We start from the raw sequence: 22,741 nt of genomic DNA, 5'->3' as shown, positions 1-22,741 counted from the left end.
AAAAAGCGCCCTTAGGCGCTTTTTTTATTGCAGAATTTATGCAGTCTTACGTAGGTCTTTACGCAGGATTTTACCTACGTTAGATTTCGGTAATTCATCCATAAATTCAACATAACGTGGGCGTTTATAACCGGTCAGGTTTTCTTTGGCAAAGGCCAGAATTTCTTCTGTGGTCAGCGATGGATCTTTCTTCACAACGAACAGTTTTGGCACTTCACCTGATTTTTCATCTGGTACACCAATTGCAGCCACTTCCAGTACTTTTGGATGTTTCGCCACGACTTCTTCAATTTCAGAAGGATAAACGTTAAAGCCAGATACCAAAATCATGTCTTTCTTACGGTCAACAATCTTCACATAGCCTCGTGAATCCATAACACCAATGTCACCTGTACGGAAGAAACCATTAATCATCACTTTGTCGGTTTCATCTGGACGGTTCCAATAGCCTTTCATGACTTGTGGACCACGGATTGAAATTTCACCCTGCTCGCCCAATGCTACTTCATTGCCGGCATCATCCAGAATTGCCACTTCAGTTAATGGCAATGGAATACCAATCGTACCGCTGAATTCTTCAGACGCTGGCGGGTTCGCGGTAGCCACCGGTGAAGTTTCAGATAAACCGTAACCCTCAATGATGTTGGTGCCAGTCACTTTTTTCCAGGCTTCCGCTGTAGATGGTAATACAGCCATACCGCCGCCCATCGCCATTTTCAATCGGCTGTGATCAAGCTGTTTAAACTCTTCATTGTTCACAAGTGCATTGAATAAGGTGTTCACCGCAGGGAAGAAAGTTGGTTGATATTTGCGTAATTCTTTCATTACCGCAGGTAAGTCACGCGGGTTTGGAATCAATACGTTTGCCTGACCTTTATACATCCCGTAAAGCGCGCACACCATAAATGCAAAAATGTGATACAGCGGCAATGCACAGAAAATACGGTCATCTGGCTGACCATCTTGCGCACCAAATTTACTTTGGAAAATACCATCGCATTGCAGCATGTTTGCCACAAGGTTGCGATGCGTTAATTCTGCACCTTTAGATACCCCTGTCGTACCACCAGTATATTGCAGTACTGCCGTATCGCTTAGGGTCAGGTTTGGACGCTTGTAGTTGCTGACATTGGCTTTCGACATGGCCGCATTGAACTTGACATGCCCCGGAAGATCCCACGCCGGAATCTGTTTACGCACTGAGCGTAAGACAAAGTTCACCAACGTACCTTTTAGGGTGCCCAGCATGTCACCTACAGAGGCAACCACGACGTGCTTGACTGGGGTTTTACCCAGAATCGCCTGATATACAGAAGCGAAGTTTTCAATAATTACCAGCACTTCTGCGCCAGAATCATTTAACTGATGCTCAAGTTCACGTGAGGTATACAGCGGGTTTACATTCACCAGCACCAGACCGGCACGGAATACACCCAACGCCACCACTGGATATTGAAGAACGTTTGGCATCATCACTGCAACACGTGTGCCTTTGGCCAAGCCCAGACCTTGCAAATAGCTTGCAAATTTACGGCTTGCTTCTTCCAGTTCAGCAAAGGTCAGCACTTTATCCATAAAGATAAAGGCATCACGTGAACCAAACTTCTGGAAATTACGTTCAAAGATATCAACCAGTGACGTATTCTCCGGTGGCAACTCTACAGTTTCTGGAATCCCTGTCTTTCGGTATTCTTCAAACCAAATTTTTTCCATAATGCCAATCTCTCCAATCAGTAATCCTTAGTATTCAACTGTTTTATACACTGCCGCACTTCATTTTTTGGCTTGTTTATGTACAGCAGTGGATCCATTTTCACGAATTCGATTCATATATAACGTATTTTATGTAAACAACGCTAGTCTTATCTCTGAATCAACAGTTTATTTGCTTTTTGATATCCCCGTGGTAAAAGCTGTCCCTTGGTTCCTCTCTTACCGATATACTTCTGCAAGTCATCACCTTTTAATTTTAACTGCTGTTGTCCTGCAAACACTTGAATTATTTCATCTAAATTTAGCATTGTCATGGATACAATCTGATCTTTCGGTTCAAGTTGTATCAATTTATTACCTTTACCTTTGTTCAGCACCGGTAATTCTGCCAGATCAACAATCAGTAAACGGCCGGCAGAACTGAGTAGCGCAACATGACTGAACTGCTCAATAGTTTGCAGATTCATCACGCTGGCGCCTTCAGACAGGCTCAGGAAAGCCTTACCGGCTTTGGCATTGGTATCCAGCTGTTTGGCTTGGGTTTTAAAGCCATAACCTTTGCTGCTCATGACCAGAATTTCAGCCTGATCTTCTGCCACAAACACCTGTTTAAAGCCGACCCCGCTGGCCGGTGATAAACGTGAACTGAGCGGTTCACCCAAACCACGCGCCGATGGCAGGCTGTTAATGGCCACACCATAACTGCGTCCAGTGTCATCCAGCACATAGGCACGCTGGTTGGATTTGCCTTGGGCGTGACTTAAATACTGGTCACCAGCGCGGAAATTCAGGTTTTCGGCATCGACATCATGGCCTTTGGCACAGCGAATCCAGCCAGCTTCAGACAGCACCACGGTTACCGGATCAGCCGGCAGCATGTCCTGTTCATTAATGGCAGTGGCTTCAGCGCGCTGCACGATTGGTGAACGGCGGTCATCACCAAACTTTTTGGCGTCGTCTTTTAACTCCGTAATAATCAGGTTTTTTAATGATTCCGGATTGGCCAACTGTTCACGAATTGTGGCAGCCTTGGCCTCCAGTTCTTCCTGTTCGCGACGGATTTCCATTTCTTCCAGTCGGGCCAGATGACGCAACTTGAGTTCCAAAATGGCTTCAGCCTGAATCTCATCAATACCAAAGTGCGCCATCAGCTCTGCTTTGGGATGATCTTCTTCGCGGATAATCCGGATCACGGTATCAATGTCTAAATAGGCAATCAGCAAGCCGGCCAGAATATGCAGGCGTTTTTCAATCTTGTTCAGATGATATTGCAGGCGGCGTGTGACGGTATGTTTACGAATCTCGATCCATTCCAATAAAATCTGGCGAATCGATTTCACCTGTGGACGACCATCGGCACCAATCATGTTCATGTTGACCCGATAGCTCGATTCCAGATCGGTGGTCGCAAACAGATGGCTCATCACTGCATCAGCATCAATCCGGTTAGAACGCAGCACAATCACCAGACGGGTCGGATTTTTATGGTCCGATTCATCCCGTACATCGGTCACCAGCGGCAGTTTTTTGGCCTGCATCTGGTCGGCAATCTGGGTAATCACTTTTGAACCAGAGACCTGATACGGTAAATCACTGATAACAATTTCATTTTTTTCAATGGTATACACCGCACGCATGCGATAACTGCCGCGTCCAGTGGTCTGAATCTTTAACAGTTCATCTGGCGGGGTAATTACTTCAGCCCGGGTCGGTAAATCCGGGCCAGGAATATATTCTGCAACCTTGCTATCGCTTAAATTCGGATTACGGATCAGGGCGATGGTGCCTTTAATGATTTCACGCAAGTTGTGCGGCGGAATATCGGTGGCCATACCCACGGCAATGCCGGTGGTGCCATTGAGCAGGATATTTGGAACCCGTGCCGGCAAGGTCACTGGCTCTTTTAGGGAACCATCAAAGTTGTCCTGCCAGTCGCAGGTGCCCTGACCGAGTTCAGACAGTAACAGGTCACTATATGCGGATAATTTGGCTTCGGTATAACGCATTGCGGCAAAGGATTTTGGATCATCCGGTGAACCCCAGTTGCCCTGCCCTTCAATAAATGGATAACGATAGCTAAACGGCTGCGCCATTAACACCATGGCTTCATAACAGGCCGAGTCACCATGCGGATGGTACTTACCCAGCACATCACCGACCGTACGTGCAGATTTCTTTGGTTTACTGCTTGGCTTGAGACCCAGCTCGCTCATGGCATAGACGATACGGCGCTGTACCGGTTTCAGGCCATCGCTGATATGAGGCAATGCACGGTCCATAATCACGTACATGGCATAGCTGAGATATGCTTGTTCAGTAAATTCTGCTACGGAACGGTTTTCTGTCGCATGATGCGCGAGGCTTGTCATAACAACCTGTAATCCTAAATTAATGCGTTATAGTTTTGACGTTCTTATGCTATGCCGCAGCCGCGGCCAGCACAAGGGTAGCCGATCACACTCTGCGACAATTTATGTCTTATGGCGTAAAAATATCCATTTTAGGCGCGTCAATCAACTGAAAAATACACAAGTCTGACTGCACGTTGAAAAACATATTCCAGAAATAAAAAAGATGCGCCGGCACAATAGCCAGCGCATCTTGCATTGTCTGTATGAGCGGCTGCTTATAAACCAATCGACTCCAGGGTCTTGCCGCGGGTTTCCTCACCCAGCAGCACAATCACCAGTGCCACGGCCAGCAGCACCGCGGTAAACATCATAAATACATAGCTAAAGCCGTTGTGCATCACCATCATCTGGGTCACCACCAAAGGCGCAACAATACCGCCCATACGGCCCACCGCCGAAGCCCAGCCGGAACCAAAGGCACGGATATTGGTTGGATACTGTTCCGGCGTATAGGTATACAGCACACCCCAGGCGCCTAGGTTAAAGAAGGACATCAGGCAACCCCAGAACACGATCATGCCGACGCTGCTGGCCTGTCCAAAGAAGTAGGCTGATACCGCACACAGCCCAATAAAGCCGGCCAGTGTGGCTTTGCGGCCAAGTTTTTCTACCAGCCAGGCCGCCGCAATATAACCCGGCAACTGCGCCAGAATCATGATCAGCACATATTCAAAGGACTGCACAATAGTATAGCCTTCCTTGACCAGCAGACTTGGCAGCCAGGTAAAAATGCCATAATAGGAATAGACAATGCCGAACCAGATCAGCCACAGCATGAGGGTACGACGCGCAAATGGCCCCGACCACAGCTGGGCAAAAGAAATATTCTGTTTGGCGGCCACCGGTTTCACTTCCAGCTGTTCAATCACCTCGACACCGCAGCGGCGTTCCAGACTTTGTACTAGTTTGTGCGCTTCTTCGACCCGGCCGCGGTTAATCAAATACGGCACCGATTCCGGTACTTTTTTCCAGATGACCCAGGCATAGAGCGCCGGCAAACCACCAATTAAAAAGGCCATATGCCAGTCAAAGGTCGGAATCACAAAATAAGACACCAGCGCCGCACAGAGCCAGCCCAGCCCCCAGAAGCTTTCCAGCAGCACAATAAAACGGCCCCGCACATGCGCCGGAATATATTCACTGACCAAAGTCACCGCAACCGGCAACTGCCCGCCCAGCCCTAAACCGACAATAAAGCGGAAAAACAGTAACCAGCTTAAATTTGGGGCAAAGGCACAGGCCGCTGTGGCCAGGCTATAAATCACCAGGGTCGTGGCAAATACGGTTTTACGCCCAATCCGGTCGGCCAACCCGCCGGAGAACACCGCACCAATGGCCATGCCAACAAAACCAATTGACACCACCCAGCCTTTTTCTGCCGGGCTCATTTGCCAGTCTTCCGCCATTTTGGCCAGAATAAAGGAGATTAAACCGGTATCCATGGCATCAAACATCCAGCCCAGTCCGATGACCCATAGCAAGGTATAGTGGAACTTACCAATCGGTAAGCGTTGTACACGAGAAACTAGATCCATAATAAACGCTCTGACAGGGTGGAGAGGAAAACGCGGATGGCGCGCCTGGTTATTGTTATGACAACAGCAATCAGCTTTGATTTTAAAGACAATGACCGCTATCTGGATAGCGGTCATGCCGTTTAATTTATAGGAGATTTGTGGCTAGGAGGCATCTTTGGATGAGGCCGACTGCTCATCATCATCCTTATAAATGAATTTTGGCATTTCCAGACCAAAATAGATCGCAATTAAACGTAAGGTAAAACCAAAAATCAGCGTGGCGATAACAGTTAGTTCTAGCGACAGGCCAATTTCAATACAGACCCAATAGCAGATCACCGACACAAAAGAGATACTGGCATACAGCTCACGGCGGAACACCAGCGGCACATCATTACACAGAATATCACGCAGAATCCCGCCCGAGACGCCGGTCAGCACACCGGCCACCGCCGACACCACAAAACCGTGGCCCATTTCCAGCGCAATCTGGCAGCCAATAATGGTAAAGCCAATCAGGCCCAAGGCATCCAGCACCAGGAAGATGGAACGCAGATGGCGCATCCATTTGGCAATTAAAATGGTGACAAAGGCTGCCGCACAGGTCAGCACCAGATATTCCGGATGCTTGACCCAGGTTAAAGGATAATGGCCCAGCAATACATCACGTACCGAGCCGCCGCCCAGTGCGGTGACACAGGCAATCAGGGTCACCCCAAACCAGTCCATGCTTCGCCGTCCTGCCGACAATGCACCTGTCATTGCTTCTGCAGTAATGGCAATAATATAAATGACCAACAGCAACATGAACTGCCCTTCTTTCACTAGGGGAATTGATGCGTGTTATCATAAGCGAAAATACGGCAAATGTTATAAAAATTGCGCACAACATTGCTTAAATTTCTTGCCCGAACCGCAGATACAGGGCTGTTTCATGGTAATCTGCTGATCGGTGGTCGGATCAAGAAAATACCACGCACCCTGATGTTTGACGAAATGCGATACTTCATGATGTATCTGCGGCTGGTTGCCATCCTGATAATAGGCCTTGAATTCGACCTGGGCATGGCTTTTGTCTAGCTTTTCCTGAGCACTTACGATTTCCAGTTTTAACCACTGGTTGGCGCTGCTCCAGTCCCGAATAGCGGCCACATCCAGAGCCTGCTGCTGACCAAGTGCGGTGGTTTTGACAATATAATCAATCTGCTGCAAGGCAAAGGCACTATAGCGTGAACGCATTAGCTGAGCGGCAGTTTGGGCCTGCTGCTGACCTAAATGCAAAGGCTGGCAACAACTGTGATAAAACCCAGCGCCACAAGGACAAGGCTGTTCTGACATAAATATTTTCCAAAAAAATAGCCTGACAATGCAGGCTATTTTAACGGAACTGAATCGGAAAACAGGAATATTCTGAGTGCTACTCGGCTGGCGGCTGTGGCAGCACATGCACCTTCTCGATTTTATGCCCGTCCATGGTGACCACTTCAAAAATATGATCATCAGCCAGCAGACGTTGGCCATTTTCCGGCAAACGGCCGAGATGGAACAGGATATAACCCGACAGGGTCGAATATTCTTCCAGCTCATTGACCAGATCACGACCGAGCAATAACGAGACATGGCGGATATCAGTTGAGCCATCCAGCATCAGGCTGCCATCTTCCAGGGTTTCTGCAACCGCGTCGAGGGTATCTTCATCCGGGAATTCACCGGCAATGGCTTCCAGTACATCAATCGGGGTGACCACACCTTCAATCGAGCCATATTCATTCAGTACAATTGCCATTTGCAGCGGCGCCTGACGCAGCTGTTCCATCACCATCAATACCTGCGCATTTTCATGCACAATCACCGGTTCGCGCAGATGTTTTTCAAAATCCAGTACGCCGGTTTCAATAAATTCATTCATGACCTTATGGGTCAGCACCACCCCGGCAATATTGTCCAGCTCGCCATGCACCACAATTAAACGTGAATGCGAGGTATTCATCAGCTGGGCCTGAATACTGTCCTGGTCTTCATCTAAATCCAGCCATTCCAGTTCCGGTCGCGGGGTCATCACCGATTTTACCGGACGCTCGGCCAGACTGAGTACGCCCTGCACCATCACGGTATGGTAGACGCTGTTCTCTTCGGCAAAGACTTCATCGGCAAAAGCACGTGTCGCCAACACTTCTTCCGGACTTGGATGCTCCGGTTCCGGCCCGTTCGGTTTGCCGCCGAGCATCCGCATCACCGCGGAAGCAGTGCGATAACGCAGGTCAGTGGTGGTGACCATTTTTTCCTGATTTTTGCGCATGGCTTGGTTCAGGAACTCGATCATCACCGAGAAACCAATCGCGGCATATAAATAGCCTTTTGGAATGTGATAACCGAAACCTTCCACCACCAGCGAGAAACCGATCATCATCAGGAAGCACAGGCACAGAATCACCACGGTTGGATGTTTGTTAACAAAGTCCATCAGCGGTTTAGAGGCCCAGAGCATAATACCGATAGCAATGATCACTGCGATCATCATCACCGACAGCTCTTTGACCATACCCACCGCGGTAATCACACTGTCGAGCGAGAACACCGCATCCAGTACCACAATCTGCACAATCACCATCCAGAAAGTGGCGTGTACCGGATTTTCTTCTTTCAGTTGCGGCTTGCCTTCAATACGCTCACGCAGCTCCATGGTGCCTTTAAACAGCAGGAACACCCCACCAAACAGCAAGATCAGATCACGACCGGAGAAGGGATGATCAAAAATATGGAACAGCGGATTGGTCAGGGTCACCACCCAGGCAATTGACGCCAGCAGAATCAGGCGCATGCCCAAAGCCAGAATCAGCCCGACCACCCGTGCGGCGTTACGCTGTTCCGGTGGTAATTTTTCAGCCAGAATAGCAATAAACACCAGGTTATCAATACCTAGCACAATTTCCAGAATAATCAGGGTCAGCAAACCCACCCATGCGGCTGGATCAGACATCCATTCAAAAATCATGGGCGATGCTCCACGAGTATCGTTTTGGCTGTGCGACAGCCAAGACCGGCTGTTTCAAAACCTGGGGAATGAAAGGGAAAAAGAAAAGAGATTAAAAGCGGCTGTTGTTGTATGGTGCGATAGTGTCCACTACCCATGACGGTTCTATTGTTGTCAAACACAATTTCAGTATAGAAAAGATTGGCGCCAGAATCACTCTTTTTTTGGCCTGGTCACGGTTGTGCTGCATGCTTTAACAATTCTTTGCAATCACACTGCACGGCGCTGGCATTGTTTGTCATATTTTTTGCATAAGCTAGAGCAGACAAAAAGAACATGTTAAGGTGAAACAAGAATCATGAATAGCGTAGTAAAAATGACTGATAATTTAAAACACCCCTCTCCTAAAACAACACAACCTTTAATTGCTTTATATTGCGGCTCACGTTCTGGAAATAAACCAGTGTATCAGGAAAAGGCCGTGGCACTGGCACGCCGTCTGGCGGAAAATGGCTTTGGTCTGGTCTATGGCGGCGCCAGTATCGGTTTAATGGGTCAGGTCGCCGATGCCGTGGTTGATCACGGTGGTGAAACTGTAGGCGTGATTCCGGAATTTATGCTGGATTATGAAATTGCCCATCATCGTCTGACCGAGTTGCATATTGTACACAGCATGCATGAACGTAAAGCCCTCATGGCCGAACGTGCCAGCGCCTTTGTGGCCTTGCCGGGCGGACTGGGTACCTTTGAAGAAATTCTGGAAATTGCCACCTGGAGCCAGTTGAACCAGCATCAAAAACCGATGATGCTGTATAACGTCAATGGCTTCTATGATGCGCTGATTGCCCAGCTTGACCATGCCGTGACTGAAGGCTTCCTGCCGCCGCAGCACCGCGCCAAGCTGATTGTCTGCAATCATGCCGATGAAATCCTGACCGCATTACATAATCTGGATGCACCGCAGCACGTTGCCATTTAAAGCGCTTGAACCCAAAAGTCCAGAAAGAAAAAGCGAGCCGAAGCTCGCTTTTTTTGTACTTGATGTTCAGTCCATGCTTAGCCTGAAATCAGGTTATAGAACCATGGCAAAGTGGTCGCCAGGAATACCGACATGGCCAGACCAAACATCAGTTTCATCGCATCTTTGCTGACATTGCGTGAGGTACGGTATTTGCTAACCCCGTTCACAATCATTGAGATGGCAAATTCACGACCGGCCAACAGACCCAGGAATACCCAGGTGGTACTCATCGGGATATTGCTCCACTCTTTGAAAATCAGCAGGATCATTGCATAGATAAAGTCCACGATGGTCGCAGCACGTACATCGGTAACATCGGTTTTGGTATCGACAATCTTCTGGATGGCACCACCACGCTGGTACAGAATAACCCCCAGCAAGATCACAAAGACCGTAATGGCAAACATCAGGAATTCAAACGGTACCTGACGCGGCACATACACGAAGATGTTGGCCAGATCCTGAATCAGCCACTGGCTCCACAGGAAACCGGTAGATAACCATTGCAGAATCACCCATTTGGTCGAATGTTCCTGATCTTTGGTCTGATTAAAGTACACCGTCATTTTGTTGGCCACAAAACGATAGATGATCAGCGCCGCCAGGAAGGCCACCGCATAACCCATCATGGACTTGACCATCATCGAGCCCAGGCTCGCAGGAGAGAAGATGGTCAACACCAAGAAGGTGGTACTGACCGGAATACCATATTTAGTCAGTAGCAACAGTAAAACCGGCGGCACAATATACAGCCAGGTAATTCCGCCTTCAGGGAACGGAATGGTTTCCAGTCGCCCATAAGAGGCATCACCGACGCCCGATGCATACCAGCCATAGACCAAGACCACAACCAGGATACTGCTGATATACACCCACAGTACCCACCAAGGACGATGGGAGTTAGAAGAAATAAAAGTCCCTAAGGTTTGAGGTACATCATTTCCGACAATAGAATAGGCCGCCAAACAGAAGCCGATTACCATTAAAAGTTCAATTGTCATAAGAACAAAGCCTATGTTCAAAAAGGGAACACCACCCCCAATTGGGCTGGCATTAGCTTAAAATGATGACAATACTATTTCAGTTCTATGACATTTTAGTGACAATGAAAATTTAAAATAAAAAAAGAGCACCGTAGTGCCCTTTCTCTTTTTTGCTCACTTATTTCAGGTTCAGCTGATATACCGCGGTGCTGCCGCTGACTTCATTGCCCACCACCAGTAATGGCTGGCCATTAGGCGAGTCCTTTGCCTCAATAAAGACCAGACCTTCCGGGCCTAAATCACCGGCCTGCCCCAGCTCAATTTGTTCAGTGCTCGCACTCATCTCACGGCTATTCAGATACTGCACAAAACTTGGTGCAGATGGAGTCGATACATCATAGACCATCACCCCGCCAGCACGTTCCAGACCAATAAAGGCAAAGGTTTTGCTGCCAATCTGGCCCAGCGTCACGCCTTCAGGTTCAGGGCCTTTGTTGTCACTGCGGTTATCCATGCCTGCTTCTTCATGGTTGGCATTGAAAATTTCCGGATGATGCTCGGCAATGTACTGCTCAAAATCATCCCCTGAATCCCAGACCCGTTCCAGACCGTTTTGCGCGCTATTTTCTGTCCAGATACTGACCGAGCGTGCACCAAAACTATAAAGATGGTCATATACCAGATTGCCGCGTTCATTCAGCTTTGGCGTACCATCGGCATTTTTCTGGTAGCCTTCAGTCCAGGTAATATTCAGACGACCCAGCAGATGATCTTCACGGCAGTCACCGGCATTGCCTGCCGTGGCACCGCAGTAACGAAAATTATCCGGATTCAGCTCGGCACCTTTGGCCAGCTGGCTTAAGTGCGCCGGTAAATCATCGCCTAAACGGCGGGAAAAGCCCTCGGCATGTACCAGATGTTTCACTCGCCATTCTTCAACAAAACCTTTGCTGGTGTCGTTATTAAAATATTCTGGTGTGTCTTCGCCCCAGGCGCGCGCATCGCCTTCATTGGCGGTCACGATATAGGTTTTGCCGGCCACATCAAAGCTGGCAATTGCATCTGGCATATACAGACCGCGCACATTGGCCCAGGTCTGGATCTTAATACTGCCCGTTCCATCAACACCATCGGCATCGCTGACATCCATGCCATTGCCGTCCAGACCATGGTCTTTAAAGCCCAATGGATACACCGCCAGTACTTTGGCATTGACCACATCAATTTTGGCCAGCGCATTGTTTTCCTGCAATGCGGCCCAAGCCGTTTTGCCATCTTGCGATACCGTAATATATTCCGGTTCAAAATCCTGCGCCGCGGTCGCATTTGGCCCGAAAATACGCACGCCCTGGGCACGCAGCGCCGCTTCCTGACCATTAAAGGCTTTGAAGTCTGCAGTGCGAACCACAGGCGCTGTTAAATTACTCAGCTGAATCACGGAAATTGAACCTTCCGGATCAACCTGATAATCGTCCGATGGCTCACCTTCATTGGCCACCAGCAGGGTTTGACCATCCGGGCTAAAAGTCAGCATATCCGGCAAGGCACCAACCTGCACATGCGCCAGTTTGCTCAGATCTTTGGCCTGATACAGCGCCACATAACCCGGATCGGTTTTGACGGCAGCCTGAATCGCAATTGCCACAATACCGTTATGCACTGCGACACTGTTTACTTCCGCGCCTTCAGCAATATCATGGACCTGAATCTCGGCAATTTTAACCGGCTGATTTGGCTGGCTTAAATCGAGTACATCCAGCACCCCGGCCTGCGCATTGACCACAAACAGGCGTTTGCTGGCGGCATCATAGGCCGGAATTTCTGCGGCACTTTCTGCAAAAATGCCCGACTGATAGGCCCCAATTTTGCTCAGTTCAATGGTATTGGGGGTTGGATCGACCGGTGCAGGACTGACCTGATCATCATCACTGTTACACGCTGCCATCCCCACGGCCAACATGGCCACCCAAAGTGATTTCAATTTTAATTTCATAGGTTTAATTTGATAGTGTTTAGAATATGAACAATTTATAAACATCTGGTTGCAGTGCCATGACGTTTTGATTGCAGTTTTCTGACAGGGTCAGGCCGTCACGCGGCAACGCTTTAGATACGACATCCGCGCCAGATTGTTTTACACTAGGCAAAATTCCACCATGCCCGCTAATTATGACTGCCACGCCAACCCATCAAGCCCTGCAACCCGAATTCAGATTGTTGGTGCTGCTGGTGTCGATTGGCTTTTTTATGCAGGGCCTGGATACCACCATCATCAACACCGCGTTGCCGGCCATTGCCGAGAATTTGCAGGAAGATCCGCTGCGAATGCACAGCGTGGTGGTGGCCTATGTATTGTCAGTGGCGGCCTGTATTCCCTTGAGTGGCTGGCTGGCCGACCGTTTTGGCGTGCGCAACACCTATTTTTCCGCCATTGTGATTTTCACCCTGGCCTCCATTGGCTGTGCCTATGCCAGCAGCCTGAATGAACTGCTGTTTTACCGGGTACTGCAAGGCATTGGCGGCGCGTTCTTATTGCCAGTTGGTCGTCTGGCGATGCTAAAAATCATTCCCCGCACCCAGTTTTTATCGGCCATGAGCCTGATGAGTCTGGCCGGTCTGATCGGCCCCTTAATTGGACCTACTTTGGGCGGTTGGCTGGTCGAAGTGGCCTCATGGCACTGGATTTTTCTAATCAATCTGCCGATTGGCATTTTAGGCGTCTTGATTACCTTTAAAGCCATGCCAAACATCACCGAGCCGAGCGTGCCGCAATTTGATTTCTGGGGATTTATCCTGTTATTGATTGCCATGGTCGGGCTGTCACTGGGCATTGAAAACGTGGCCAGTCCGCTGTACTCGCTGTGGTGGAGCATTGCGCTGGTCCTGCTCGGTCTGCTGAGTGCCGGCCTGTATGCCTATCATGCGCATACTCATCAGAATGCCCTGTTTCGCAGCAAGCTGTTCCGGCACCGGATTTATGCGATCGGGATTCTTGGGAACTCGATTGCCCGGCTGGCCGGCAATTCAATTCCCTTTTTACTGCCGCTGATGCTGCAACTGGCCTTTGGCTTTGAGCCCTTTGTGACCGGCCTGATGATGATTCCGACCGTACTCGGTTCGCTGGCCTCAAAACCGATTATCCGCCAGCTGATTCAGCGCTTTGGTTATCGTCAGGTGCTCATCACCAATACCTTGCTGGTCGGGGCCTGTATCGCCAGTTTTGCCCTGACCACGGCCGACACACCCATCTGGTTACGCGCGCTGCATTTCTTTATTTTCGGTCTGCTCAATTCACTGCAGTTTGTGTCCATGAACACCCTGACCTTAAAAGATTTACCGCAGCAAGATGCCAGCAGCGGCAACAGCTTCCTGTCGATGATCATGATGCTGTCCATGAGTATTGGCGTGGCCTTGGCCGGAACACTGGTCAATCTGTTTAGTGCCTATTGGGGACCGGAGCAGGTGGTCGCGGCCTTCCATGCCAGCCTGATCTGTCTGGGCAGTATCAACCTGCTGGCTGCAATGATTTTCTGGAAAATTCCGAAAAACACCCCGGTCTAAAGCCGCGTGGAATGCTAGCCGCCGTGCAGGCTTCGCGTTATGATCAAAATTGAACCCTGAAGATCTGCCTTGCCTATGTCTGCACGCCCTGCCCGCCGTTCTGTCCAGCCCCTGACCTATGCTGCGGTTGCCATCTGCGGCGTGGTGCTGATGGCGGCCTTGCTGTATTGGGGCGTGCTGCATACCCGGCCAGCCACCGCACAGGACTATCCGATTCAGGGCTTTGATGTTTCGCATCATCAGCAGCAGATTGACTGGCACAGGATTTCACCGGAAAAATACCGTTTCGTCTATTTAAAAGCCACCGAAGGCGGCGATTTTAAAGACCGTAAATTTCAGGACAACTGGCTGGCCGCGCATGAACAGGGCTTTCTGGTCGGCGCCTATCATTTTTATCGGCTGTGTCGTGATGGTCAGGTGCAGGCACAGAATTTTATCGACAGCGTTCCGAAACAGGCCAACAGCTTGCCACCAGTGATTGATCTGGAATACGACAGCAACTGCATCAACACCTATACCCGGGAACAGTTGCTGCATGAAATTGGGGTGATGCATGACGCGCTGCAACAGCACTATGGCAAACAGCCGATTTTTTACATTTCCAGGAATTTTTATAATATTGTACTGGTCAATCAGTTCCCGCAGGTGCCGCTGTGGGTACGCGAATATCAAGGCAAACCGGCCTTAAGTGGCAATCCCGACTGGCTGTTCTGGCAATATAGCAATCGTGGCCAGATTACCGGCATTGCCACTCCGGTCGATCTGAATGCCTTTTATGGCGATGAACAGGACTGGCAACAGTTTCTGAAGGCCAACCAGATTGTGGAACCATCTAAACATAGTGCGGATACAACCCCTTAATACTCATACCAACAAGATAAAAATAAAAGCTGACAGGGATATTGTGCGAATGACACTGAAATACAAGATTTTGTCAGGTCTGCTTGGCCTGATGTTACTGCTGATTGCACTCATCATCTATATGCTGCAGCCCTCCGGCAAAGTGCAGGATTTCCAGCCATGGCTGTATCAGCCGGCAGCAACCGCACCAGCGGGCTACACGGTCAAATTCTTTGGTGTATCGACCTTACTGTTTGATGATGGCCAGCAACAGCTGTTGATTGATGGCTTCTTTAGCCGGCCGAGTCTGAGTCAGCTGATGTTTAGTCAAATTAACAGCCAGCCAATCGTAATTGAACATGCGATTGAGCTCCATCAATTGCAACGAACGCAAGCCATTCTGGTGACACACTCGCATTATGACCATGCGCTGGATATCCCTCTACTTGGCCAATTGCTGCCGCAGGCTAAAATTATTGGTTCCCGAAGCACGCTGAATATTGCCCGTGGTGCTCACTTGCCCGAAAGCCAGTTACAGCAGCTGGTACCTTTACAACCGATGCAGATTGGCAACTTTACTGTCACCGCTTTCCCGTCCCAGCATACTCCGCCAACTGCAGTGAATAATGATCTGGGTGAGGAAATCCAGCAGCCACTGAGCCTGCCGGCACGGTTTTCGGAGTTTAAAGAAGGCCATAGCTTTGACTATCTGATTGAATATGAAGGTCATAAAAGTCTGGTCAAGGCCAGCACCGGTTTTATTCCCGAACAGCTCAAACAGCTACAGGTCGATCATCTGTTTCTGGGCATTGCCCAGCTGTCCAGGCAACCGGAACAGTATCAGCAGCAGTATCTGGCAGAAACCTTGCAGCACCTAAAACCCAAGGTGCTGATTCCCATCCATTGGGATGATTTTTTCCAGCCGCCAGAACAGCCGCTACAGTTTTTACCACATCTGGCCGATAATACCCCGAAGAGTCTGAATACCGTGATCAAGGCCGCAGCACAACAACAGACCCAAGTGCTGCTGCTCGATCAACCGTATGCTTATCCGCTAATGACAGCCACGGATGTCGCGCGTTAAGATGGTGCCATGAGAAAAATCATTCATATTGATATGGATGCGTTCTATGCCTCGGTCGAGCTAAAAGAGCGTCCAGAGTTACAACATCTGCCGGTGGTGGTGGCATCACATCATCCGCGTGCAGTGATTGTGGCCGCGTCCTACCCGGCGCGGGTGTTTGGGCTGCGCTCGGCCATGTCAATGAGTCAGGGCCGGAAACTGTGCCCGCAGGTGATTGTACTGGAACCGAATTTCCAGAAGTACCGGGAAGTGTCGGCACAAATCCATCAAATTTTTCAAAAATATACTGCAATCATTGAACCGCTGTCGCTCGATGAAGCCTATCTGGATGTTAGCGAAAACCTGCAGCAACTCCCCAGCGCCACAGAAGTAGCAATGCGCATCCGCGAAGATATTTTTCAGACCACCGGCCTGACTGCATCTGCCGGCGTGGCACCCAATAAATTTCTGGCCAAAATTGCCTCGGACTGGCATAAACCAAATGGCCTCTACGTAATCAAACCCTCGCAGGTGCAGGCCTTTATTCAGGATTTACCCTTAAAGAAAATTCCGGGCGTGGGCAAGGTCATGCAGGAAAAGCTGAAGGCCTTGGGTCTGGAAACCTTGGGCGATCTGCAACAGGTCGAAGAAGGCCTGCTGATTCAACGTTTTGGCAAATATGGCAAACGTCTGTTTTTATATGCACAAGGCATTGATGAGCGCCCCGTTCAGGCCGAACGCAAACGCCAGCAGATTTCCAAAGAAATCACCTTTGATGATGATTATGTCCTCAGCCAATGCACGCCCTACTGGCCACAGCTGCTGCAACAGGTCTGGGCCAGTCTGGAAAAAAAGCAGCTCTGTGCCCGCGGCGTGTCAGTCAAACTGAAACTGAAAAACTTTCAGGTGTTACAGCACAGCAAAAGCTTTCAGCATATTTTTACTCATCCGCAGCAGCTGGCACAGGCGTTACAGCTATTAATTGAGGAAATGCATATTTCGCCCCAAGAAAAGTTCCGGTTAATTGGCGTGGGAGTTTATCAACTGTCCTCACCAGCCCAGCAGCCACAGCTCAGCCTACTTTAGGCTTAAAATTGTGCAGGAATTGATCAAAAGAATAAAAATGATACAAAATGCGCTTCACAATGGGCAAAATTAGAGTAATCTATCTGCGCAATACATTTATCCATGTATGTGCTGAGATGCTGAAAATCACCTTTACTTTCAGCATGCTGTCCTGTGATTGGCGTGATGATCTATCCGAATATTACAGGACAACTCTGACGTTCCCATGGATGGCTGTATCGTCTCCCGCCTTGCTGTAACCTGCTTCTTTTTATCTGATTTTCTATCGCATTATCCCGATCTATTCCCTTCAGATCACCGGCTTTTTGCGTCCTAAAATTCCCATTTTTCAAATCAAAATCGCCACAAGATTGATGGATTTCTGTACCAACTCCGGCAGCGCTGGTGTTCTGTACTGGCGCTTCATGGCAATATAGTCACATTGCCAGAGCAGCCGAGGTGCTGCTTGCCCATCTACAGGATTTTGTTATGACCGTACAACGTTTACATGTCGCACAGCGCTATTCAGAAATTGCCATTTCAGGCCATCTGGTGCATTTGGCCGGCCAGCTGGCAGAAGACACCAGCCTGGATATTCGCGGTCAGACCCGCCAGACCCTTGAGATAATTGACCGTTTACTGGCTGAAGCCGGCACCGATAAAAGTCATATCATGTCAGTCATGATTTTCTTAAAAGATATCGAGCAAGACTATGCAGCCATGAATGAAATCTGGGATGCCTGGGTCGCCGATATTGAAGCGCTGCCCCGTACCTGTGTGGAAGCCAAGCTGTATCAGCCCGAAGTCCTGGTTGAAATGACTGTGGTCGCGGTTAAACCATAAAAATTTGAGATAAAAAGCATCTGTTTAGATGCTTTTTTTCAACCCAACGCGCCCATTCTGCGCGCTGAGGCCGGATAGAACGCCAATTTCTTTTTTGGCAGATCAAGCGCCTCCAGATTTTCAGCGCCCTCCAGTAACCCAAATTCTTCACGCAACTGCTGATATTCCGGCACCTGATCAAAGCTGATTACGGTATAACCGGCCATCCGCAGCAATTCATTCTGATACTGAATATGCTGACGTTTTAAGGTCAGGGTATCATCCAGGGTAATCACGGCCAGTACCTGATAAGCATCATCCAGCACCACAAAGTCCGCCACCATATTGCGGTATTTATTGCGGGTACGCGGCAGTTTGGTGGTCAGTAGTGCATCAAAAGACACATGGGTCAGCACGGTATGGGTCGGTAAAATTTCTTTCAGCCGGGTATAGGTCAGCTGCTCATTCAAACTGAAAATAGCGCGGCGTTTCAGGGTACTGTCGGTCTGGCGTTTGGCCTGAATGGCATGCCTGGCTGCCATGATCAGCAACCCTGCCAGAATAAGACTTGCGAGAATAATATAAACAGTCATGAGGTTAATCCTTTAATACTCTATTCTTATAATTTATTCGGTATCTCACCGATTATTTTTCAAATACAAGTATAACGTTTTGCTTATTATAAATAGGTTAAATTTAAGAAACTTAAACCAATGCTGACGAAAGATGCATAAACACTGACAGTCTGTTGCAGAGCAAGTTTCCAGGAAAAACCATCTCCTTGTTTTTCCTCAAGCTAATGTATACCAACTTTTATGAGCTTCACAATTCTTTTCAAACCGATTGTCTGACAAATCCGACAAAATGTGAACCAGAAAAAGGACGCACTTGGCGTCCTTTCCTGATTTAAGCACGAGATTTTGGCTTAGACTTACCTTTGGCCTTTGCACCGCCAAATGGACGTTTTTCGCCGGTTTCACGTGGAGGCAAACCGGTATGCTGGGTCAACATCTGGCCTTTTTTCGGACGATTCGACTGACCCTGATTTTGCCCTTGGCCACGGTTGCCATGCTGACCGGTACGTTTCTGTGAATCTCCGGCCAGGGTCGAGTTTTTCTTACGCGCTGACTGGTACTGCCCTTCCGTACCTTGCGGCTGATAGGTTGGAATCAGATGCTGCTTGGAATTGCCAATCAAATCGGCACGGCCCATCTCTTTTAAAGCCTCACGTAACAATGGCCAGTTGTTTGGATCATGGTAACGCAAGAAGGCTTTGTGCAGACGACGACGTTTCTCTCCTTTCACAATATCGACATCTTCGGTATAACGCGCCACTTTGGCCAGCGGGTTTTTACCGGTGTAATACATGGTGGTGGCGGTGGCCATTGGCGATGGATAGAAGGTCTGTACCTGATCGGCACGGAAACCATTCTTTTTCAGCCAGATCGCCAGGTTCATCATGTCGTAGTCGGTGGTGCCCGGATGCGCCGCGATGAAATACGGAATCAGATACTGTTCCTTGCCGGCTTCCTTGCTGAAACGATCAAACATTTGCTTGAAGCGGTCATAGGTACCAATACCGGGCTTCATCATCTTCGATAACGGACCTTTTTCGGTATGTTCTGGTGCAATCTTCAGATAACCCCCAACGTGGTGGGTCACCAGTTCACGCACATATTCCGGATTCAGTACCGCCAGGTCATAACGCAGACCGGAACCAATCAGAATCTTTTTAATGCCTTTAATCGCACGTGCTTTACGGTACAGCTGAGTCAGTGGCGCATGATCGGTATGCAGGTTCTGACACACGCCCGGGAATACACAAGACGGCTTACGGCAATTCTTTTCAATTTCCGGATCTTTACAGTGCAAGCGGTACATGTTGGCAGTTGGACCACCCAAGTCCGAGATAATCCCGGTAAAGCCCGGTGCGGTATCACGGATTTTTTCCACTTCACGTAGAATCGACTCTTCCGAACGGTTCTGGATGATGCGGCCTTCATGTTCGGTAATCGAACAGAACGTACAGCCCCCAAAACAGCCACGCATGATGTTCACCGAGAACTTGATCATGTCGAACGCCGGGAAACGTGCATCGCCATAAGCTGGATGTGGCAGACGTGCATATGGCAGGTCAAACACATAATCCATTTCTTCAGTGGTCAATGGAATTGGTGGTGGATTAATCCAGACATCACGCTCGCCGTGTTTTTGCACCAAAGCACGTGCGTTGCCCGGGTTAGTTTCCAAATGCAGAATACGGTTGGCATGTGCATATAGCACCGGATCATTAGCCACGTCTTCAAAAGATGGCAAACGAATAACCGCCAGTTCACGTGGTGGCAGTTTATGCTTAATGGCTTTTGAGGCCGGTTGCAGCTGAACAATCTGCGTATCAGCATCCAGATTGTCGCCTTCACGGACAATCGGATTGGCTACTATTTCTTTCTGGAAATTTTGGTACTGGCTTAAGCTGTTACCCTTTTCTTTTTCAACTTCACAGCCATCAATATCTTCAGTCATCACATACGGATTGATGATCGGATCGACACGGCCAATGGTATCGACATCATTGGAAGCGATTTCGACAAACTTGGCTTTGGCCGCACGGTTATGTTTATTGATGATAAAGGCAGTACCGCGCACATCGGTGATATCGGTAATTTTTTCGCCTTTGGCCAGACGGTGCATCACTTCAATAATGGAACGCTCGCCATTACCGTACATCAATAAATCGGCTTTTGAATCCATCAGAATTGAACGACGGACTTTATCTGACCAGTAATCATAATGCGCAATACGACGCAGTGAACCTTCGATCCCGCCAAGCAACACCGGCACATCCGGGAAGGCTTCACGACAGCGCTGGCAATACACGGTTGCAGCACGGTCTGGACGTTTGTTCGGGACATTGTCTGGTGAATAGGCATCATCCGAGCGGATTTTGCGGTCCGCGGTATAACGGTTGATCATCGAGTCCATATTGCCGGCGGTGACGCCCCAGGCAATATTCGGTTTACCTAAGGCACGAAAGGCCTCGACATTGGTCCAGTCAGGCTGCGCGATAATTCCGACCCGGAAACCTTGCGCTTCCAGCACACGGCCAATAATACCGGATACAAAAGATGGATGATCAATATAGGCATCGCCGCAGACCAGAATAAAGTCACAGCTATCCCAGCCGAGTTGGTCCATTTCCTCGCGTGACATCGGCAAAAATGGCGCGGGTTCAAAACATGACGCCCAATATTTGTCGTAATCAAACAACGCTTTTGGCGCGGTTTGAGCGGTATAAGCAGTAGACATGGCTAGCAATTCTCGGCTGGCAGATGGAAGATCAGAAAAGATCGAAAGATGAAAGCCGAGTATTTTAGCATGAATTCCAAGTGGCTTGCTTGATTATAATTTATACAAAATCAAGTTTTTAATTTTTAATCTGTGCCGTGGGTGCAGTGCTGCTTAATTTTTTCAGATATAGGGTCAATATCAGGCCCAACAACAGCAGACTTGCGATAAAGATCAATAAGCCAGGCCAGTCCCAGCGCTCCCAGATCAGACCGCTACCACTGCCGAGCACGCTCGAGCCCAAGTAATAGCAGAACAGATATAAAGATGAACCCACCGCCCGATACTGTAATGATTGCACCGTCACCCAGCTGCTACAAAGAGAATGTGCTGCAAAAAAAGCAAAGGTAAAAATCAGCAGCCCGACTAACACGACCGCCAGCTGATTCAGTAACATTAGCGCCAGACTGGCCCACATCACCAGCAGCATCAACGGTAACACTTTTTCCCGGCCAAACTTTTGTCCCCACTGTGCTGCCCGTGGTGAACTGTAAATTCCAGCCAGATAGGCCACAGAAATCAGCCCGATCCAGGTTTGTGGCAAAGCAAAAGGCGCATCCAGCAGATGATAGCTCATGTAGTTAAATAGCGAGACAAAACATCCCATCAGAATAAAGCCCTGAAGAAACAGAATTCTTAATTTTGGATCGGCCAGATTTTTGGCAAAGGCCTGTTTAAAACGCGACAACTGAATCGGATAGGACTGAAAATTTCTAGAATTGGGCAACAGCCAGTAAAACAGAATCGCAATCGCCAGGTTAATCACACCAATGATTAAAGTTGCATATTGCCAGGAAATAAAATCCACCAGAACTCCGGCAATTAAACGGCCACTCATGCCGCCAATTGCGGTGCCTGAAATATATAAGCCCATGGCAAAGCCAACATCTTTGGCCGCAATTTCTTCGCCAATATAGGTCATTGCCACCGCGGCCACCCCACTGACTGCCATGCCAATCAGGACACGGGTGCTGAGAAAAAATGACCACTGTGGCAATAAGGCACTGGCTATTAACAGTAAGGCCGCAGAGAACAATGCCACGACCATAATCAGTTTACGCCCGACCCGATCTGAAATCAGGCCGGTAAATAATAAAGCGGCAGCCAAGGCAAAGGTCGAAAAAGATAGGGGAAAACTACTTTGAGTCGGGCTGACCTGAAAGAACTGCGCCAGAATCGGCATCATCGGTTGGACGCAGTATAAGGCAGAAAAGGAGGCAAAACCGGCCAAAAACAAAGAGAGAAGAATGGCCTTAAACTGAGGAGAATCGTGCTCAATTTGCTGAGTCTGGCTTTGGGAATCTGACATATACACTCCAATTATGTTATGAGTATACGCCGGTTCCGGTTAAATTGGGGGCTTCAATTTCAACCGATTAAAAGCTGGTTTAAACGGAGAGAAGAACCCTCGATAAATTCTACTTTC

Annotated in this window: 17 protein-coding genes; 6 read left to right on the top strand and 11 right to left on the bottom strand. The window is 48.8% G+C overall.

Annotated elements, in window-relative coordinates; all coding sequences use genetic code 11:
* Positions 1-36: 36 nt before the first annotated feature.
* From ACPEPR_RS04650 to ACPEPR_RS04625, 6 genes are all read right to left on the bottom strand, one after another.
* A complete protein-coding gene (locus ACPEPR_RS04650) occupies positions 37-1,713 on the bottom strand; it encodes an AMP-binding protein (protein ID WP_168389915.1) in 1,677 nt (558 codons plus the stop codon).
* Between the two features lie 149 nt (positions 1,714-1,862).
* A complete protein-coding gene (gene parC / locus ACPEPR_RS04645) occupies positions 1,863-4,082 on the bottom strand; it encodes a DNA topoisomerase IV subunit A (protein ID WP_016659721.1) in 2,220 nt (739 codons plus the stop codon).
* Between the two features lie 257 nt (positions 4,083-4,339).
* Complete coding sequence (locus tag ACPEPR_RS04640; protein WP_005181520.1) at positions 4,340-5,659, bottom strand: niacin transporter NiaP; 1,320 nt, start codon at positions 5,657-5,659, stop codon at positions 4,340-4,342.
* A 144-nt stretch (positions 5,660-5,803) separates the two neighbouring features.
* The gene (locus ACPEPR_RS04635) at positions 5,804-6,448 is read right to left on the bottom strand and encodes a trimeric intracellular cation channel family protein (RefSeq protein ID WP_005181518.1); all 645 of its coding nucleotides are present in this window, start codon (positions 6,446-6,448) and stop codon (positions 5,804-5,806) included.
* A 63-nt stretch (positions 6,449-6,511) separates the two neighbouring features.
* On the bottom strand, positions 6,512-6,979 hold the full coding sequence (locus tag ACPEPR_RS04630; protein ID WP_104489945.1) for a YchJ family protein: 468 nt from the start codon (positions 6,977-6,979) through the stop codon (positions 6,512-6,514).
* Between the two features lie 79 nt (positions 6,980-7,058).
* Positions 7,059-8,636, bottom strand: a complete 1,578-nt coding sequence (locus ACPEPR_RS04625) for a TerC family protein (protein ID WP_005181513.1) — start codon at positions 8,634-8,636, stop codon at positions 7,059-7,061.
* 337 nt (positions 8,637-8,973) lie between these two features.
* On the opposite strand from ACPEPR_RS04625, the gene ACPEPR_RS04620 reads away from it, so the two are divergent.
* Positions 8,974-9,594 (top strand): TIGR00730 family Rossman fold protein, encoded by a 621-nt coding sequence (locus ACPEPR_RS04620; RefSeq protein WP_160243619.1) that lies wholly within the window; start codon positions 8,974-8,976, stop codon positions 9,592-9,594.
* Between the two features lie 77 nt (positions 9,595-9,671).
* On the opposite strand, the gene ACPEPR_RS04615 is transcribed toward ACPEPR_RS04620, so the two are convergent.
* Positions 9,672-10,637: a hypothetical protein gene (locus ACPEPR_RS04615; RefSeq protein WP_016659723.1), complete on the bottom strand. Its 966-nt coding sequence runs from the start codon at positions 10,635-10,637 to the stop codon at positions 9,672-9,674.
* Between the two features lie 160 nt (positions 10,638-10,797).
* Positions 10,798-12,612: a choice-of-anchor I family protein gene (locus ACPEPR_RS04610; protein WP_423562024.1), complete on the bottom strand. Its 1,815-nt coding sequence runs from the start codon at positions 12,610-12,612 to the stop codon at positions 10,798-10,800.
* A 176-nt stretch (positions 12,613-12,788) separates the two neighbouring features.
* Between ACPEPR_RS04610 and mdtD the strand changes: the two genes are divergently transcribed.
* The 5 genes from mdtD to ACPEPR_RS04585 all read left to right on the top strand — a co-directional run bounded on the left by mdtD (position 12,789) and on the right by ACPEPR_RS04585 (position 17,991).
* Positions 12,789-14,180, top strand: a complete 1,392-nt coding sequence (gene mdtD, locus ACPEPR_RS04605) for a multidrug transporter subunit MdtD (RefSeq protein WP_005181486.1) — start codon at positions 12,789-12,791, stop codon at positions 14,178-14,180.
* Positions 14,181-14,255: 75 nt separating this feature from the next.
* The gene (locus tag ACPEPR_RS04600) at positions 14,256-15,041 is read left to right on the top strand and encodes a glycoside hydrolase family 25 protein (RefSeq protein WP_180061734.1); all 786 of its coding nucleotides are present in this window, start codon (positions 14,256-14,258) and stop codon (positions 15,039-15,041) included.
* 49 nt (positions 15,042-15,090) lie between these two features.
* Positions 15,091-16,104, top strand: a complete 1,014-nt coding sequence (locus ACPEPR_RS04595) for an MBL fold metallo-hydrolase (RefSeq protein ID WP_423562023.1) — start codon at positions 15,091-15,093, stop codon at positions 16,102-16,104.
* A 9-nt stretch (positions 16,105-16,113) separates the two neighbouring features.
* A complete protein-coding gene (gene dinB / locus ACPEPR_RS04590) occupies positions 16,114-17,169 on the top strand; it encodes a DNA polymerase IV (RefSeq protein ID WP_005181477.1) in 1,056 nt (351 codons plus the stop codon).
* 468 nt (positions 17,170-17,637) lie between these two features.
* Entirely contained in the window at positions 17,638-17,991 is a 354-nt protein-coding gene (locus ACPEPR_RS04585; RefSeq protein WP_005181474.1) for a RidA family protein, read from the top strand.
* A gap of 38 nt (positions 17,992-18,029) precedes the next feature.
* Here the strand turns inward: ACPEPR_RS04585 and ACPEPR_RS04580 are convergent, their stop codons facing one another.
* The 3 genes from ACPEPR_RS04580 to ACPEPR_RS04570 all read right to left on the bottom strand — a co-directional run bounded on the left by ACPEPR_RS04580 (position 18,030) and on the right by ACPEPR_RS04570 (position 22,624).
* The gene (locus ACPEPR_RS04580; protein WP_005181471.1) at positions 18,030-18,563 is read right to left on the bottom strand and encodes a DUF2726 domain-containing protein; all 534 of its coding nucleotides are present in this window, start codon (positions 18,561-18,563) and stop codon (positions 18,030-18,032) included.
* A gap of 313 nt (positions 18,564-18,876) precedes the next feature.
* Positions 18,877-21,276, bottom strand: a complete 2,400-nt coding sequence (locus ACPEPR_RS04575) for a YgiQ family radical SAM protein (protein WP_104473390.1) — start codon at positions 21,274-21,276, stop codon at positions 18,877-18,879.
* 118 nt (positions 21,277-21,394) lie between these two features.
* Positions 21,395-22,624 (bottom strand): MFS transporter, encoded by a 1,230-nt coding sequence (locus tag ACPEPR_RS04570; RefSeq protein WP_423562021.1) that lies wholly within the window; start codon positions 22,622-22,624, stop codon positions 21,395-21,397.
* Positions 22,625-22,741 lie beyond the last annotated feature (117 nt).

Source organism: Acinetobacter sp. AND/436 (assembly GCF_049546925.1).
In the GTDB taxonomy this organism is placed as follows: Bacteria; Pseudomonadota; Gammaproteobacteria; order Pseudomonadales; family Moraxellaceae; genus Acinetobacter; species Acinetobacter indicus.
Note: the sequence above shows the minus strand (reverse complement) of the source record. Positions and strands in the feature narration are given on the sequence as shown.

Coding starts and splice junctions, on each gene's coding strand:
- ACPEPR_RS04585 (WP_005181474.1), top strand. CDS start 17,638: ATGACCGTACAACGTTTACATGTCGCACAGCGCTATTCAGAAATTGCC.
- ACPEPR_RS04595 (WP_423562023.1), top strand. CDS start 15,091: ATGACACTGAAATACAAGATTTTGTCAGGTCTGCTTGGCCTGATGTTA.
- ACPEPR_RS04615 (WP_016659723.1), bottom strand. CDS start 10,637: ATGACAATTGAACTTTTAATGGTAATCGGCTTCTGTTTGGCGGCCTAT.
- ACPEPR_RS04640 (WP_005181520.1), bottom strand. CDS start 5,659: ATGGATCTAGTTTCTCGTGTACAACGCTTACCGATTGGTAAGTTCCAC.
- ACPEPR_RS04575 (WP_104473390.1), bottom strand. CDS start 21,276: ATGTCTACTGCTTATACCGCTCAAACCGCGCCAAAAGCGTTGTTTGAT.
- ACPEPR_RS04600 (WP_180061734.1), top strand. CDS start 14,256: ATGTCTGCACGCCCTGCCCGCCGTTCTGTCCAGCCCCTGACCTATGCT.
- ACPEPR_RS04610 (WP_423562024.1), bottom strand. CDS start 12,612: ATGAAATTAAAATTGAAATCACTTTGGGTGGCCATGTTGGCCGTGGGG.
- ACPEPR_RS04570 (WP_423562021.1), bottom strand. CDS start 22,624: ATGTCAGATTCCCAAAGCCAGACTCAGCAAATTGAGCACGATTCTCCT.
- dinB (WP_005181477.1), top strand. CDS start 16,114: ATGAGAAAAATCATTCATATTGATATGGATGCGTTCTATGCCTCGGTC.
- parC (WP_016659721.1), bottom strand. CDS start 4,082: ATGACAAGCCTCGCGCATCATGCGACAGAAAACCGTTCCGTAGCAGAA.
- mdtD (WP_005181486.1), top strand. CDS start 12,789: ATGACTGCCACGCCAACCCATCAAGCCCTGCAACCCGAATTCAGATTG.
- ACPEPR_RS04625 (WP_005181513.1), bottom strand. CDS start 8,636: ATGATTTTTGAATGGATGTCTGATCCAGCCGCATGGGTGGGTTTGCTG.
- ACPEPR_RS04620 (WP_160243619.1), top strand. CDS start 8,974: ATGAATAGCGTAGTAAAAATGACTGATAATTTAAAACACCCCTCTCCT.
- ACPEPR_RS04580 (WP_005181471.1), bottom strand. CDS start 18,563: ATGACTGTTTATATTATTCTCGCAAGTCTTATTCTGGCAGGGTTGCTG.
- ACPEPR_RS04635 (WP_005181518.1), bottom strand. CDS start 6,448: ATGTTGCTGTTGGTCATTTATATTATTGCCATTACTGCAGAAGCAATG.
- ACPEPR_RS04650 (WP_168389915.1), bottom strand. CDS start 1,713: ATGGAAAAAATTTGGTTTGAAGAATACCGAAAGACAGGGATTCCAGAA.
- ACPEPR_RS04630 (WP_104489945.1), bottom strand. CDS start 6,979: ATGTCAGAACAGCCTTGTCCTTGTGGCGCTGGGTTTTATCACAGTTGT.